Origin of the sequence: Sphingomonas echinoides ATCC 14820 (genome assembly GCF_000241465.1) — a bacterium.
Taxonomy (GTDB): domain Bacteria; phylum Pseudomonadota; class Alphaproteobacteria; order Sphingomonadales; family Sphingomonadaceae; genus Sphingomonas; species Sphingomonas echinoides.
Window position 1 is genome coordinate 2,178,888 of sequence record NZ_JH584235.1, and the last position, 15,861, is coordinate 2,194,748.

13 protein-coding genes are annotated in these 15,861 nt (G+C 63.2%); 11 read left to right on the plus strand and 2 right to left on the minus strand.

The features are described from left to right. The 3 genes from ON00_RS20885 to ON00_RS19850 all read left to right on the plus strand — a co-directional run. The coding region (locus ON00_RS20885; RefSeq protein ID WP_010405561.1) for a transporter at nt 1-329 on the plus strand (329 nt) is incomplete at its 5' end. 119 nt (nt 330-448) lie between these two features. Next, nucleotides 449-1,681, plus strand: a complete 1,233-nt coding sequence (locus ON00_RS10205; protein ID WP_010405562.1) for an aspartyl protease family protein — start codon at nt 449-451, stop codon at nt 1,679-1,681. Between the two features lie 313 nt (nt 1,682-1,994). After that, on the plus strand, nt 1,995-2,231 hold the full coding sequence (locus ON00_RS19850) for a copper-binding protein (RefSeq protein WP_010405563.1): 237 nt from the start codon (nt 1,995-1,997) through the stop codon (nt 2,229-2,231). Between the two features lie 235 nt (nt 2,232-2,466). Here ON00_RS19850 and ON00_RS10215 read toward each other — a convergent pair whose 3' ends face one another. Both ON00_RS10215 and ON00_RS10220 read right to left on the minus strand, forming a co-directional pair. Then, on the minus strand, nt 2,467-3,300 hold the full coding sequence (locus tag ON00_RS10215) for an undecaprenyl-diphosphate phosphatase (protein WP_245535632.1): 834 nt from the start codon (nt 3,298-3,300) through the stop codon (nt 2,467-2,469). 104 nt (nt 3,301-3,404) lie between these two features. Further along, entirely contained in the window at nt 3,405-5,927 is a 2,523-nt protein-coding gene (locus ON00_RS10220) for a heavy metal translocating P-type ATPase (protein ID WP_083834094.1), read from the minus strand. A gap of 67 nt (nt 5,928-5,994) precedes the next feature. On the opposite strand from ON00_RS10220, the gene ON00_RS10225 reads away from it, so the two are divergent. The 8 genes from ON00_RS10225 to ON00_RS10255 all read left to right on the plus strand — a co-directional run bounded on the left by ON00_RS10225 (nt 5,995) and on the right by ON00_RS10255 (nt 15,798). Further along, nucleotides 5,995-6,414 (plus strand): MerR family transcriptional regulator, encoded by a 420-nt coding sequence (locus ON00_RS10225; RefSeq protein WP_010405566.1) that lies wholly within the window; start codon nt 5,995-5,997, stop codon nt 6,412-6,414. Between the two features lie 140 nt (nt 6,415-6,554). Next, entirely contained in the window at nt 6,555-8,492 is a 1,938-nt protein-coding gene (locus ON00_RS10230; RefSeq protein ID WP_029622657.1) for a cytochrome c/FTR1 family iron permease, read from the plus strand. A 170-nt stretch (nt 8,493-8,662) separates the two neighbouring features. Further along, on the plus strand, nt 8,663-9,013 hold the full coding sequence (locus tag ON00_RS20195; RefSeq protein WP_081988561.1) for a hypothetical protein: 351 nt from the start codon (nt 8,663-8,665) through the stop codon (nt 9,011-9,013). A 65-nt stretch (nt 9,014-9,078) separates the two neighbouring features. Beyond that, a complete protein-coding gene (locus ON00_RS10235; protein WP_010405568.1) occupies nt 9,079-10,431 on the plus strand; it encodes a TolC family protein in 1,353 nt (450 codons plus the stop codon). Beyond that, nucleotides 10,431-11,597, plus strand: a complete 1,167-nt coding sequence (locus ON00_RS10240; RefSeq protein ID WP_010405569.1) for an efflux RND transporter periplasmic adaptor subunit — start codon at nt 10,431-10,433, stop codon at nt 11,595-11,597. The genes ON00_RS10235 and ON00_RS10240 overlap by 1 nt, the downstream gene beginning before the upstream one ends. A 3-nt stretch (nt 11,598-11,600) precedes the next feature. After that, nucleotides 11,601-14,942: an efflux RND transporter permease subunit gene (locus ON00_RS10245; protein ID WP_010405570.1), complete on the plus strand. Its 3,342-nt coding sequence runs from the start codon at nt 11,601-11,603 to the stop codon at nt 14,940-14,942. Further along, entirely contained in the window at nt 14,825-15,151 is a 327-nt protein-coding gene (locus ON00_RS10250; RefSeq protein WP_040601625.1) for a DUF190 domain-containing protein, read from the plus strand. The genes ON00_RS10245 and ON00_RS10250 overlap by 118 nt, the downstream gene beginning before the upstream one ends. A gap of 146 nt (nt 15,152-15,297) precedes the next feature. After that, a complete protein-coding gene (locus tag ON00_RS10255) occupies nt 15,298-15,798 on the plus strand; it encodes an SRPBCC family protein (protein ID WP_010405572.1) in 501 nt (166 codons plus the stop codon). Nucleotides 15,799-15,861: the final 63 nt, after the last annotated feature.

Genomic DNA, 15,861 nt, shown 5'->3' on the forward strand with positions numbered 1-15,861 from the left:
TGGCGGCCGACTGGAATTTTGTCGACAAATGGTCATTGAACCCCAACATCGGCGTGGCGGTGTACGAGGACGACACGAAGCGCTCCTATGCCGCCGGACTGTTCGCAGCTACGTTGAACTACAATCCGAGCAAGATCCTGAATTTCTTCGTCGACACCGGGCTTCAATATCCCGAGGAGAAGAATGGACGTACTTCGTTGATCTTCGACGTTGGGGCCGCGTACATCATCGGGCACGATATACAGATTGACCTTAGCGTCGGGACGGGTGCCGCCGGCACAAAACCACCTCATCCTTTTCTCGCGGCGGGCTTCTCGAAACGCTTCTGATCGCTAAACCCGCAGCATGGCCGTATCATTTTCGGTCGGGGGGCTTGATCCTCGAGCGGCTGGAGCATGTAGCAACGCTCGAACCTCTCCGCGACTCGTGAGAAGCGAATGGAAATTCGGTGGAACCCTGGGAAGAAATCAAGACGATTTGGCATGCTGACCGGCGGGCGGCGATCATGTGGCTCGGGGCCGGGCTCATGACGAGCATTCCGCTTCCTCTATTGGCAGCGAGGACCGAGCGGGGTCGGTCTTGGGGCGGCTTCGCTACGCCTCCGGTCTGGCGCCCGATAGAAGTCGCAACCGGCGACACGCTGATCGTGCCGGCCAAGGTGTCCGGCGTAGCAATCGACGCGGTGCTCGACAGCGGAAGCGGCGCGTCAATTATCAGCAAACCGCTCGCGGCCAAGCTTGGCTTGACGAACCTGGAGCCGCGACGGATCAACGGCCTGGGCGGCAAGGCTCCGGTTGGTCTGGTCCGTAATGTCGCGGTGATGCTGGACACTCATGCTACCGTCCTCCCCTCCGCAGTCGTTGCAGACTTGGGGGCGGTTTCGGCCGCCTTTGGTCGGCCGATCGACATGATCCTCGGGTCAGACGTACTAGCGGGTGGCTGCCTGGCGCTCGATTTCACGACACGGCGGTTTGCATTTGAGAAGACCGCCAGCTTTGTGGGGGGTCCGGAATGGACTGTACTTCCGCTCGGGCACGGGGCCAAACGGGAATTGTTTGTGCTCGCGTCCATCGCCGGACTGGACCCGGTGCCGCTGATGCTCGATTTCGGCAGTTCGTCGGCGTTGATGCTATCCTCCGCCTATATCGAGGCGCACTCCGTTCTCGTCGGCAAGACCGTCTCCACCGCCGCCCTTGGCGGGGTCGAGGGAGTGCAAATCGTCAAGGCCTTCGTTGCCGACAAGGTGAGCCTGGGCGCGCTCTCGAGCGCCTTAGTTCCGGCGCTCGCCCTTGATCGGTGGACCTCGGTGAGCACGGTAGGGAATGTGGGGATGCCGTTGCTCGGACAATTCGACATCGTACTGGACGTGTCTCAAGGACAGTTGTGGTTGCGTTCCGCCCCTCCTCGGGCGCGCCTGCCGATGCTGAAGGATCGAAGCGGCCTCGGCCTCGCCGCCTCCACTACTGACCTGACTGTCGTGCATGTGGCATCCGGCAGCCCTGCGGATCGGGCGGGGTGGGCCGTCGGTGAGCAGGTTGTAGCCGTGGACGGTCGTCCTATCGACAGCTCCTATACGCGGGGATTGCTTTGGCAATGGCGCTACGGCCCCGCAGGAAGCCGGGTAACGCTTAAGCTCGCGAACGGAACGACGCGGGTTCTAAAGCTTGCCGACTACTACTGAGCAGCTCGACACGAAAGCAATGGGAAGCTACAGGTCCTGCTCGGGACTGGCGCTGGTTTGGAGGTGATGAGCCGGATCGCCATACTCAGTCGGTGGCATGCTGGCAGCCTCGCCGGTGTCAATGTTCGTTTTGGCGGCCGCTTAGCCGCTGTTGCTGCGCAAGCCGCTACGTCCATCTTCCAAAACGACCCCAACCTCTCAGCAAAAGGAAGTCATCATAAGAGCGCTACGCATCGCATTGCGTACCGCCGCCATCTTCCGCCGGTCCGGCCCTCGCTCAATCCATGAGCGGAGATATGAAAGGCATGCCGGTATGGCGGGCATGGACAAGAAGGCGCCTGCCGTCACGACGGGGCAGGGTGTCGATGTCATCACCGCGATCGATACCAAGGCGAACAAGCTCACGATCCAGCATCGGCCGATACTGGCGGTGGGCTGGCCAGCAATGACCATGGCGTTCAAAGGCCATTCCGCCGACACCGTTCGTGCCTGCGACGTCGGCGATCAGGTCGGATGCCCGTTGATCACAACATTGTCTGCTACCAATTGAGCACGATTTGATCGATGTTGCTGCAAGAGCGGCGAACCTGTCACGGCGCCTCTCATCGTCGCCGAAATCTAGTATCTATCGGACTGTGGCTACATCTGACTGAGCTGCACGACCATTCGCCTGATACCAGATTGGGTGAACCTCCTAGGCATAGGCATAGGCATAGGCATAGGCATCGCGATGCGTCGACGAGGCATTGCCATGCCAATTTCCCGATGTGTTGGGAGGCTGACGCTTAGACTAGCCAGGCGTTGGTGGTCGCGATGACCAGAAGAACGCCAAGCACTCCGCGATAGATGACGAAGGGCCAGGCGGAGAAGCGCTCGAGGACGCGCATTAGCGCCCAGATCGCCGCGAATGCTGAAACGGTTGCGACGCCAAGGCCGACCGCCAGAATGGACCAGCCGTGCATGTCGAGGTGGACTTTGTGCAGCTCCCACAATTCCTTCAATCCGGCGAGAGCGATAGCCGGGATGCCCAACAGGAATGAAAAGCGCGCAGCTTCTTCACGCTTAAATCCGAGTGCGAGCGCAGCGGTGAGAGTCGATCCGGAGCGTGAGACGCCTGGGATGAGGGCTCCGACCTGGGCCAGGCCGACGAGCAGCGCGTCCACCAGTGATGCATTCTCGACGCTGCGGCGGTGGCGTGCCAGGATTTCGGTGAGCGCCATCAGCACCGCCATCAAGATGCACGCCCAGCCAATCACCGGCAATGCGCGAAGGGGTGAGTTGCATGTATTGAGGCTGCTCGAAAGTAACGCGCCCGCCAGCGCGATAGGAATCGTTGCCAGCACGATCCAGGTCGCCAGACGAAGATCGGGATCGGCGAATTCGCGGCGGCTGATCGCCGACACTGACCCGACCGCAAGACGGCGAACGTCTCGCCAAAAATAGCTGATAACGGCGGCGAGCGCCGCAAGCTGCATCGCGGCCGAAAAGGCCGAACCCGGATCTCGCCACCCCAGCACGGCAGGTACGACGCGCATATGGGCTGTCGACGAAATCGGCAGAAGTTCGGTAATGCCCTGCACCACGCCCAATAGGGCGACCTTGGCATAGCCCAATGTCACAAAGCCCGTGTCGATGCTCGCGGTACATTGGCCGGCCATATCAATGTAGTCCTTTGCGGGATGGAAGAGCGAAGATCGTGGCTTCGGGACGCTCGGTAACCGGGCTATCGCGCCTGCTGGTCGCGATCGATAAGACGCAGCCCGTTGAGCACGACCAGGAGCGATGCTCCGACATCTGCTGCTATCGCGCCCCAGAGCGACGCCATTCCAAGCAGCGTCAGCCCCCCGAAGACGAGCTTTACCGCAAGCGAGAAGCCGATGTTCTGCCGGATGATGGTGAGTGTCGCTCGTGAGTGCCGAATGAGCCACGGTAGCTGGGAGAGATCGTCCTGCATCAGTGCGATGTCGGCCGTCTCGATCGCCGCATCACTCCCAATCGCGCCCATCGCGATGCCGAGGCTCGCCCGCGCCATCGCCGGCGCGTCGTTGACGCCGTCACCGACCATGGCAACAAGGCCGTGCTGCGCCACCAGTCTTTCTATCGCCTCGACCTTCTGTTCGGGAAGCAGCTCGGCGTAAACCTCATCCACGCCGGTTTCATGCGCGATCGCTTCGGCCGGCGCGCGAGCATCTCCCGTGAGCATGACCACTTGAGCGATGCCAAGGGCGTGTAATTGTGCAACGATTAGTCTTGCTTCAGGTCGCACCGCATCACCCACCGCGATCAACCCGATCACTGTCATGGATTCCCAGACCGCGATTCCAGTCAGTCCGGCTCCAGCGATACGTTTCAAGGCGGTTGTCAGTTTTTCGCTGTCGCCGCCGCCGAGCCTCTGTTCAAGATAGATGGCAGAACCGACCCAGACGTGGCGATCATTGATCTTGCCAACAACCCCTAGGCCCGGGACAGCCGTCACGTCTTTCGCGGGGACCACGTCTATGCCGCGCTCCGCTGCAATGGCGAGGATTGCGCGCGCAATGGGGTGTTCGCTGCGGGCTTCAACGGCAGCAGCAAATGACAGTAACTCAGATTCGCTCCGGGTGCCGATCGGTATGATTTCGATCACCTTGGGGCGGCCAAGCGTGAGTGTGCCGGTCTTGTCCATCGCAATCGCCGTGAGGCGGGCAGGCGTTTCCAGATGGACACCTCCCTTGATCAGCACGCCCCGCCGGGCCGCGCCGGTCAATCCTGCGACTATGCTGACAGGGGTCGAGATGACCAGGGCGCAGGGACAGGCGATGACGAGCAACACCAGCGCTTGATAGAACCATGCGGCCCAACTTCCCCCGAGCAGAAGCGGCGGCACGAGGAATGCCGCCAGGGAAAGCGCCATCACGACCGGCGTGTATATCCGCGCGAAGCGTTCCACCCACTGTTCGCTCGGAGCCCGTTTGCTCTGCGCCTCGCCGACCATGCGCACGATACGCGCGAGCGTGGTGTCGGAGGCTGGCCGGGTGGTTACGATCTCGAGCGCGCCCATGCCGTTGATGGTCCCGGCATAGACCACCGCGTCTTGCGTCACCGTAACGGGTACGCTTTCGCCCGTGATTGGCGCCTGATCGACCGCGCTCGTCCCCGCAACCACATAGCCGTCGAGCGGTATCTTTCCGCCCGGGGGAACGATCACATGGGTTCCGACCGCAACTTCGGCAACGGGTACGTCCTTCTCGACGCCTGCCGCATCTCGTATCCGGGCAGAATCCGGCGCGATTTCCATAAGTGCGGCGACGGCACGGCGGGCACGTCCCAGGCTCCATGCCTCAAGCGCCAGCGCAAGGGCGAAGAAAAATGCGACAGTCGCCGCTTCGAACCATTGGCCGATGCCGAGGGCACCCGCCACCGCGACCAGCATGAGCAGGTTCATGTCCGGCCGGAGTCGCCGCGCCGCGAGGATCGCCTTGGGTGCGACGTATCGAACTGCCGACAGGACCGACAAGGAATAAGCGAGCATCGCCAGAACCGGGGGGTGCGCCTCGCGCGCCAGACTCTCGTGCAGTACCGCAGCGAAGCCGTTTGCGCGCGCGTGAATCGCAAAACCGACCAGGACCAAAGCGCCGCTTGCGATGGTCAGCCCGGCCTGAACCCGGCGTCGCCGCTGCTCCTCTGGCGCACCGGCACTGCGCTCGCCTTCTTTCCACAGTTCGGCGCGCATCCCCGTGCGTTCGACTGCCCTTAGGATGTCGGCGTGAAGAGAGAGATCGGCACCGCTCGCGATCGACATGCGACCGTTGATGAGATCGAACGACAGATTTTCCGGCCCTACGATCGGACCGAGTTCGCGCTTGAGCACCGCGACTTCGTCACCGCAGTCCATGCCATGGATTTCGAAAATGACGCCGTCCGGATGGTCCGGGAGAGCCTGGGCAACGGGCGCCGGTTCACCCGAGCAGCTTCTGCAACCGTCGGCTCCTGCGGCATCTTTTGAGATACCGCTCTGACCATCTAGCTCGGCGGTCATCCCGGTGGTCGATACGGCCGCGATCACGGCTTCGACTGTGAGGCCGGACGCGACATCGACGTCGAGCAGGCCAAGCTTCGGCTGGAACGACAAAAACCGCTCATCTCCAACGAGTGGGATAAGCGCTTCTCTGAGCAATCGAACCTCATTCTGGCAGTCTAGCCCCTGGACCTTGAAGCGCCACCGGCGCCCTATCGCTATGGGGCTCGTCCCGGTCTGCTCGAACATTGCGTCACCTCGACTTTTCGACATGACACCCACTATACAGTCTGAAGTCACTAGAGGGTCAAACGATATGTCCACCGAGCCGCTCAGCATCGGGAGTCTCGCCAAAGCCACCGACAGCAAGGTGGAGACGATCCGCTATTATGAGAGCATCGGCTTGTTGGCGGCGCCCGCCCGAACAAAGAACAACTATCGCGCCTACACCGCCCAACATCTCGCACGGCTCAGTTTCATTCGCAGGGCTCGCGCGCTGGGTTTCTCGATCGACCAGGTTCAGGAGTTGCTCAAGCTCGCCGACCAGAAGGATATTTCTTGCAAGGCGGTGGACGCGATCGCGCGGGAGCATCTCGCCGAAATCGACCGAAAGCTCCGCGATCTGAATACTTTGAGGTCCGAGTTGAGCAACGTGATTGTCCAGTGCGGACAGGGCACTATTTCCGAGTGCCGCATCATCGAGACATTGGCGCCGGATTCCGCCACGTTCAGCTGAGCAGGGCGGTTGATGATACCACCGTTCGCAATTGCCAGCAGCTAATGCAAACAAGTCGCAAAACCACTTGACCCTCTAGCGGCTAGAGGGTGTAGACGTTGCGCATGTTTACGCCTTCAAACAGCCCTTTGTCGATTCTCTTGCGGACGGTCTCGTTGCGCCGCGCGCTGGCGGTGCTCGGCGCCCTCTTGTTTGCCCTTGGCACAAGCGTCGCGGCCCATGCCCAAACGACCGACGTCCAGACGGCATGGCGGCTACTTGATTATATGGCGGTCGACTATGGCGGTGCTGTCAGCGGCGGACGGGTGAAGAGTCCTTCCGAATATGCCGAGATGACCGAATTCGCGGCCTCGGTATCGACTCGCCTTTCGACGCTGTCGCCCACGCCGGCGCGCGGGAAGCTGATCGCGGGCGCAGCTCGACTTCAGGGCGTCATCGCCGCGAAGGGAACGCCCGAAGAGGTCGCCCGCATCGCCCATGGCCTCGCCGCCGATCTGCTCAAGGCCTATCCCGTGCCGCTCGCGCCGGGCAAGGCGCCCGACCTCGCCCGCGGCGCCACGTTGTTCGCGCAGAATTGCGCGAGTTGTCACGGCATGACCGGGGATGGGCATGGCCCCGACGCGGCGAAGCTCACCACGCCGCCGATCGCCTTCAGCGAAATAACGCGCGCGCGGCAACGCAGTCCCTTCGCGCTGTACCAGGTCATCGACCAGGGCATCGACGGCACGGCGATGCAAAGCTTTGCGACCTTGCCGAGCGATGATCGCTGGGCGTTGGCCTTCTATGCCGGTCGCTTTGCCTTTCCCGACGCCCTTGCAAGCCAGGGCGAGCGGCTGTGGAAATCCGATCCCGGCCTGCGGCACATGATCCCCGACCTGACAACACTGGCGGGACTGACCCCGGAGGTGCTTGCCAAGACGATCGGACCTGCCAAGGCCGACGCGGTGATCGCCTATCTGCGCCGTCACCCGGACGCGGTGATCCGGCAGGCACCCGGCTCGCTGACCATCGCGCGCGAAAAACTGGCACGGAGCCTTGCCGCGTACCGCGGTGGCGACCGTCACGCTGCCCAGGAACTCGCGCTTTCGGCTTATCTCGATGGCTTCGAGCCACTCGAGCCGATGCTGACCGCGCGCGACGCAACGCTCATGGGGCACATCGAAAGCGCCATGGGCGAATTTCGGGCATCACTCCAGCAAGGTCGCCCCGCCGACGAGGTTGCCACGCGCGTCCAGGTGCTCGACGGCCTGTTCGACGATGCCGACGCGGCATTGTCCCCGGACGCAGCGAGCAGCGCATCGACCTTCCTGGGCGCCTTCACCATTCTGCTGCGCGAGGGGCTCGAAGCCCTGCTGATCGTCGTCGCGATGATCGCTTTCCTCCGCAAGGCCGAGCGGCCTGAAGTGCTGCCCTATGTCCATGGCGGCTGGATCGGGGCGCTCATAGTCGGCGCGGTCACATGGGGAATCGCGACCTATGCGATCGGGATCAGCGGCGCGAGCCGGGAGCTTACCGAAGGGTTCGGGTCGCTGTTCGCGGCTGTCGTCCTGCTCTCCGTGGGGATCTGGATGCACGGCAAGGCGCAGGCGGACCAATGGCAGCGCTACATCCGCGAGAAGATATCGCACGCATTGTCGAAGCAGTCGGCCTGGTTCCTGTTCGGCCTGGCCTTCATCGTCGTTTATCGCGAGGTGTTCGAGACGATGCTGTTCTATGCCGCGCTCTGGACCCAGGGCAATGGCGGCATGATGTTGGCGGGCGCCGGCTCGGCGGTCGTTCTGCTCGGGCTCATTGCCTGGGCCATGTTGCGCTACAGCCGCGCCCTGCCGATCGCGAAATTCTTTGCCTACAGTGCTTGGCTGATGGCCATCCTCACCGTAGTCCTCGCCGGCAAGGGCGTGTCGGCGCTACAGGAAGCCGGCATCATCGACATTGCGCCGCTTGGCGGCGGGATCCGCGTTTCTATGCTCGGTATCTTCCCGACCTTGCAATCGATGGCGGCTCAGCTCCTGATGTTCATCGCGGTAATCGGCGGGTTCATCCTCAACCGGCGCCGAGCCGCTGCGGCCACCGGCTGATGCAGCCCGAACGCGCGTGTATATTCCTAGGCGAGTGGGTGCGTGCCGAGGCGATCCCGATATGGCGCAAGGCACGTCCTATTTTATTGCAGACTTTCCGATGACGGCTTTATTTCTTCATGCGACGAGCGGACTAGCCCGTTACCTGCGTTCCTGTTAGAGCGTGATCCGTGCGACGCCTGCTGAACATCCTTGCGTATTTGACGATCGCCCTCTCCTTGGGAACGACGGCGACTGCGCATGTGCTGGAGCGACCGGATGTTAGCGCTTCATCCCATGAGGCGCGCGTGGACGAAGTTGCGTTAGGCCATGTACCTGGCGACGCCGACCAAGTGCCTTCTGATAGCGACAAGGGCTATCCTCATCATCACGGTGGTTGCCATGGCGATCACGTCGCAGCGCCGGTCAAGGCTACCAACGCAGCACTGACGCGCGATCTTCGGGTCGCCCCCGTCTTCGCGAGTCATTCCATGCGGCCGCTCTCTACCGCCGATCCGGCGCTGAGGCCTCCCCAAGCCTGAGGATCCGCTGACCTCGCCGGCAATTGCCGCGCGGGGCGAACCCGGTTCGTCAGGAGTTATCATCCATGTATCGTACAATCGCGGCCGTCATGGTCGCGGCGTCCCTTGCCGGTGCGGCCGGGGCGCAAACAACAACGCCGCCCGGCATTCCGGCGGCGACCACTTCGTCACAATCGGCCGATGCGTTCTCGCTCGAGAACGCTCTCGCTGCGGGCGGCATGCCATCCATCCCGTCGGCCGTCCTCGACAACGGCGCGGCATCGGGGGGGAGCGGATCGGCTCCACTTCCGTCGATCGCGGCGGCCACGGCCGGCGTCGATGCCGCGACCGCGGCGCGGCGTGTCGCAGGCTTGCGCCCCAACCCAGAAGTGCAGGCGCAGGTTGAGAATCTTGCGGGGACCGGCGTCTACAAGGGTTTGCGAAGCTCCGAGACGACGGTTGGCGTGGCGCTCCCGCTAGAGTTGGGCGGCAAGCGGCCAGCGCGTGTCGCGCTTGCAACCGCACGCCTCAGTCGCGCGCAAGTCCAGGCTGAAATCGCGAAGGCGGATCTCCGCTTGCGGATTACGCAGCTCTATATCGAAGCCGCCGCCGCCGAGCGCCGTGCCGAAGTGCTGAGCGAGCAGGCAGGGATCGCCAACAACGCGTTCCGGGTCTCAAGCGAGCGCGTCAAGGCCGGCGATGTAGGTCCGATCGAGCAACAGCGCGCCGATGTGCTGCGCATCAATGCGCAGGTCGCAGCCGATATCGCGGCCCGGCAGGCACAGGCGGCGCGTGCAAACCTTGAGACATTGTTGTCGGTGCCGGTGATGGGCCCACTCGATCGCGCCTGGTTCGAGCGGATCGCTGATTACGGACCGCCCCGGCCCGTCGATGTTGATGGGACGCTCGCCTTGGTTGCTGCGGAAGCGGATGTTCGCACCGCGGATGCGCAGGTTCGCGTGGCTCGGTCGTTGCGGGTTCCTGACGTAACGGTCAGCGCCTCCGCCCGCCGACTGGCGGCGACCAACGACACCGCCGCGGTCGTCGGCATTTCGATCCCGATCCCGTTCTTCAACAACGGCAGCGCCTTCGTGGCGCAGTCACGCTCTGAACAGACGCAGGCGATCGCGCTGCGCAACCTCGCCGTGATCGATACCCGGCAACAGATCGCTAGCGCACAAACCGAAGTGGCGAACGCCGCTGCGACCGCGCGAGCGGCGGGCGGGCCGGGACTGGCGGCGGCACAGGAGGCCGCCCGCATAGCGCGGATCGGTTGGACGCAGGGCAAGTTCGACCAGATCGCGCTCCTCGATGCCGAGCGCACGCTTTCACAGACCCGCCAGACCTACGTCGATGCGCTTGCGGCGTACCACGACGCGCAGGCCCGGCTCGACCGGCTCACGACGCCGGCCCCGACGATTTCCGGAGATGATCGATGATGAACGATAAGCGCTTTCTTGGCGGTGCGGCGGCTGTCGCGATCGTCGCCGCACTTGGCGGCTTCGGGATCGCACGCTGGACCGCGAGTGAACCTGCCGCGACCGAAGCGGCAAGCGGCAACACCGCCGCCCCTAAAGAGGAGAAAAAAAACCCCGACACGGTGGCGATGACCGCGCAAGCGGTCCAGCAGGCCGGTATTGCCGTCGAGACGATCAATCCCAGCGGGCTCGGCGCGGAAATCGTAGCGCAGGCGACAGTCAGCGCATCACCGCAAGGCGAAGCGATCGTGACCGCCCGCGCAGGCGGCGCGGTCACGCGATTGATGAAGCGGCTCGGTGATCCGGTGCGTGCCGGCGAAACGCTCGCCGTCGTCGAAAGCCGGGACGCGGCGCAGTTTGCTGCCGATCGCACAGCTGCCGCTGCGAAATCGACGCTGGCGCAAAAGGCACTCGCCCGCGAGCAATATCTATTCCGCCAGAAGGTCTCGGCGCGGGTCGAGCTTGAACAGGCAGAAGCCGAGGCCGCGTCTGCTGTGGCTGAGGCGCGCCGCGCCAGCGTGGCGGCAGGGGCCGCACGGGTGACGTCCGATGGCCGCGGCGTGTTGGTGTCCAGCCCGATTTCCGGCCGCGTTACCTCGGAGAACGTAAGCTTGGGCGCCTTTGTCCAGCCCGAGACCGAGCTGATGCGCGTCGCCGATGCGTCGAAGATACAGGTCGAGGCCGCGGTCGGACCGACCGATGCACAGCGGCTATCGCCCGGCGATCGGGCGATTATCGAATTGCCCGACGGCCGAACCGTGGAAGCACGGGTGCGCGCCGTCACGCCTGGCCTCGCCAATGACACGCGCTCGGCGACTGCTGTCCTCGATGTGACGGGCAGCCTTCAGCCAGGGCTCGCGGTGCGCGTGCGGCTCCTACCGAGCGGAGGCGGCACGACTAGCAATGCGATCGTGGTGCCGGAGGATGCGGTGCAGACGCTCGAGGGGCGTGACATCGTGTTCGTGCGGACCGCGCGGGGCTTCAAGGCTCAGACCATCACGATCGGACAACGCAGCAACGGCCGGGTCGAGATCCTGAAGGGTCTCGCGGCAGGCAGCCAAGTCGCAACCAAAAACGCATTTCTGCTCAAGGCCGAACTCGGCAAGGGCGCGGGCGAGGAAGAATAGATCATGATCGCAAATCTCATGGCGCTCTCCGTCCGCGCACGCTGGACGGTCCTCGCATTGTTCCTCGTCATCGCCGGCCTCGGCGTGTGGCAGCTTTCCAAGCTGCCGATCGACGCGGTGCCCGACATCACTACCAAACAGGTTCAGATCAACACGATCGATCCGCGGCTGTCGCCGGTCGAAATCGAAAAGCTCGTCACCTATCCAGTCGAAATTGCGCTCGCAGGCATTCCCGGGCTAGAAACCACACGTTCGATCTCGCGCAACGGCTTCAGCCAGGTCAGTGCGATCTTCACCGACAGCACCGACCTCTATTTCGCGCGCCAGCAGGTCGGTGAGCGCCTGCGCCAAGCGGCCGAAAAATTGCCGGACGGTGTGCAGCCGCAGGTCGGGCCGGTCTCGACCGGCCTCGGCGAGATCGTCATGTATACGGTCGGCTACGCCAATCCGGACGGCAGGGGCGCGAAAAAGGTCGCCGGCCAACCCGGCTGGCAGCCTGACGGCAGCTATCTGACGCCCGAAGGCGAACGACTAACGGACGCGGTGGCCAAGGCGAGCTATCTGCGAACTGTCCAAGACTGGATCATCGGTCCGCAGCTTCGCTCGGTTAAGGGCGTTGCCGGCGTCGACTCGATCGGCGGCTTCGCTAAGACATTCGTGGTTGAGCCTGATCCGACGAAACTAGCCAGCTATGGCATCTCCTATAGTGAACTTGGCCAAGCTCTCGAGAACGCAAATCTCGCGGTGGGCGCGAACTACTACAACCGCGGTGGTGAAGCGTACCTTGTGCGCGTCGACTCCCGCGTGCGTACCGTTGACGAAATCCGCAACGCGGTCGCCGCTACGCGGGGCGGGACGCCGATCACGATCGGCCAGATCGCCAACGTTCGTGTTGGCGGTGACCTGCGTACCGGCGCTGGCAGCATGAACGGCCGCGAAGCGGTCATCGGCACGGTGCTGATGCTGATTGGACAGAACAGCCGGGTCGTGGCCGAACAGGCGACTACCAAGCTCGATCAGATAGCAAAGACGTTGCCGCCCGGCATCCAGGTTAAGGTGGTGCTGAACCGCGCGGCGCTGGTCGGGGCAACGGTGGCCACGGTCCAGCGCAACCTGACCGAAGGCGCGATCCTCGTCGCGGCGTCGCTGTTCCTGCTGCTCGGCAACTGGCGCGCCGCGGTGATCGCGACGCTGGTAATCCCGTTCTCGTTCCTGATGATGGCCATGGGAATGAACGCGTTCAACGTCCCCGGCAATTTGATGAGCCTGGGCGCGCTTGACTTTGGGCTGATCGTCGATGGCGCGGTCATCATCATCGAAAACTGCCTCGCCCGATTGGCGCATAGGCAAGAACATGAGGGAAGGCTGCTTTCGGTCAGGGAGCGGCTGGAGGAGACCATGCGGGCCGCGCAGGAGATGATCAAGCCGACCGTTTTTGGTCAGGCCATCATCCTCCTGGCATTTGCACCGCTGCTGACCTTCACCGGCACCGAAGGCAAGACGTTTTCGCCGATGGCGATCACGATCATGCTCGCGTTGGTGGCGGCGTTCGTGCTGGCGATCACGCTGGTTCCGGCGCTGGTCGCAATCCTGATCCGCGGCAAGGTCGCGGAGAAGGATGTGTGGCTGATCCGCAAGTCCAAAGAGCGCTACCTTCCACTGCTCGACAGGGCGATCGCCAAGCCGTGGCCGTTCATCATCGGCGGGCTTGCCTTCTTCCTGGCGGCGATCCCCGCCTTTGGACTGCTCGGTTCCGAGTTCATCCCCCAGCTCGACGAGAAAAATCTCGCCTTCGCGTCTACGCGCGTGCCCTCGGTCAGCCTCGAACAATCGCTGTTGATGGAACGCAAGGTCGAGGAGGCGGTGATAAAGGTGCCGGAAGTCGCGTTGATGTTCTCCAAGACGGGCATCGCGGAAGCCGCAACTGACCCGGCGCCGCCGAACGTCTCGGACGGGTTTGTGATCCTGAAGGAGAAGGAGGAATGGGCCAAGGGCACGACCAAGGCCGACATCGTTGCCAAGATCCAAAAGGCGACCGGCGGACTGCTCGGCAATCTTTATGAGGTCAGTCAGCCGATCCAGCTCCGTTTCAACGAGCTGATCGCGGGCGTCCGCGGCGACGTCGCGATCAAGATCTACGGCGACGATCTTGACAAGATGGCGCAGACCGCTGGCGAAATGGTGCGGGTGCTCCAGACGGTACCCGGCGCGGCGAGCGTCAAGGCCGAACAGGTCGGGGGCGCGCCAGCGCTCGACGTAAAGCTCAATCGCGCGGCGATCGCGCGGTACGGCCTGACCATCCGCGATGTCGCGGATACCGTTGCGGCTGGACTCGGCGGTCGTGAGTCCGGGCGTGTGTACGAGGGCGATCGGCGTTTTGATATCACCGTGCGTGTGCCAGATGCGACCCGTGCCAATCTCGACGACATCCGCTCGTTGCCGGTGCTGCTACCCGAGGTAGCGGGTCGTCCGCGTGGGCAGGTGCCACTGGCGCAAGTCGCGCAAATCCGGCTGACCGAGGGTCTGAACCAGATCAGCCGCGAGAACGGCAAGCGTCGCGTCGTTGTTCAGGTTAACCTGGGCGGTCGAGATGCCGGGTCGTTCGTACAGGAGGCGCAGGCAAAGATCGCGCAGATCAAGCTACCGGCCGGCTACTATCTTGAGTGGGGTGGCCAGTTCGAGAACCTGGCTGCAGCGTCCAAACGACTGTCGATCGTCGTTCCACTTTGCTTCCTGGCCATCTTCGGGCTCCTCTATATGGCGCTCGGCGGGTTCGGCAGGGCGGCATCGGTGTTCCTGGCGGTTCCACTGGGCCTCGCCGGCGGCGTGTTCACACTGGCGCTGACGGGCATCAACTTTTCGGTGTCGGCGGCGGTTGGGTTCATCTGCCTCGCCGGCGTGGCGGTGCTAAACGGGCTTGTCGTCATGACGGCGATCCGAGACCGGAGTGAAGGTGGACTGCCTATCGCGCAGGCGATTCGCGAAGGCATGGCCGAGAAGATGCGCGCGGTCATCATGACGGGGTTCGTGCCGGCGATCGGCTTCGTGCCGATGGCGCTCGCGCACGGTACCGGCGCTGAGGTCCAGAAGCCGCTTGCGACGGTCGTGATCGGCGGCCTGATTGCGGCAACTATCCTTACCTTGCTCGTGCTGCCGGCGCTCGCGAAAGTGATCCTCGGGCGAACCCAGGACCAAAAAGAACAAGAGGGTAGCACCCCGCTCGAAAATTGCTGCGGATCTACACAGACGAAGCGGCCTATATCGGCGATCGCAAGGTTTTCGAACATGTCGCCTCGCTGGCGCGCGATCGGAAGATGGCGGGTCTCACGGTGCTTGAGGCGCTGATCGGGTTTGGGGCGTCGTCGCACGTCCACCGCCGCCATGTGCTCGAAAGTGATCGAGCCGTGGTGATCGAGATCGTCGATTTTGAGGATGCGTTGCGCGCGTTCGTTGCCAGTCTGGATGATGTGCCTGACATCGGCCTCATCACTCTCGAAGCCGTAGAGGTCATCGGGGGCAAGGCCAGTAAAACGCTGGAAAGCCCTAGCCAATGAGGATCGGCCCGCACGCACCGGGGCCTGGTCCGTACCAGCCCCTGGCGTCCACGCAGCTCCCATCAATTTCCCGCTTAATCGGGGAGGAGGCCGCTTTTGCGCGGCCTCCGGTTCGGCCGTGTCGGGCCCCGACAGGACAGGCAGTCATGAAGGAAGAGACGAGTTTCGATTTCAACATGTCAGCGCTCCGCGTTTGGTCGCTGATCTCCGATCTAAGGAGCTTTGCACGATGGCACCCCGTATATCGCATCGCGGGCGAGGCCGAACGTGGTGCCGAAATCGATGTGACATGGCTCCTGTTCGGCGGCGATCGGAAAATGACGACGCAAATGATCATCAACCGGCTGACGAAACCCCAGCTCATCGGATGGCAGATGGGTGTGCGAGGTTTTCTCACCCTGGACGAACGCTACGAGATCGAGCCTATCGCGAACGGCGTCTGTGTTCACCATTCAGTCGAATGTCGGGGTATCGTCGGCGCCTTGGTCGGCCGCATGATGCGCAAGGGCCTGCGCCGGACCATGCGTCAGCAGGATGCGGCTTTTTTGGCCCTTCTGCGCCGTCAGTCCCGATTGCCGGGGCGATCCACGCGAAACCGCCCACGGCCGATTAAACCGCCCGCTGCTCGCAATGCCGCCAATGACTGACACGCTGTCGAACGCGGCGGACATTGGCTGATCGTCATTTGCTTCTTAAATCCAAAAGAAAGG

Coding starts and splice junctions, on each gene's coding strand:
- ON00_RS10255 (WP_010405572.1), top strand. CDS start 15,298: ATGAAGGAAGAGACGAGTTTCGATTTCAACATGTCAGCGCTCCGCGTT.
- ON00_RS10225 (WP_010405566.1), top strand. CDS start 5,995: ATGTCCACCGAGCCGCTCAGCATCGGGAGTCTCGCCAAAGCCACCGAC.
- ON00_RS10245 (WP_010405570.1), top strand. CDS start 11,601: ATGATCGCAAATCTCATGGCGCTCTCCGTCCGCGCACGCTGGACGGTC.
- ON00_RS10240 (WP_010405569.1), top strand. CDS start 10,431: ATGAACGATAAGCGCTTTCTTGGCGGTGCGGCGGCTGTCGCGATCGTC.
- ON00_RS10220 (WP_083834094.1), bottom strand. CDS start 5,927: ATGTTCGAGCAGACCGGGACGAGCCCCATAGCGATAGGGCGCCGGTGG.
- ON00_RS10235 (WP_010405568.1), top strand. CDS start 9,079: ATGTATCGTACAATCGCGGCCGTCATGGTCGCGGCGTCCCTTGCCGGT.
- ON00_RS19850 (WP_010405563.1), top strand. CDS start 1,995: ATGGCGGGCATGGACAAGAAGGCGCCTGCCGTCACGACGGGGCAGGGT.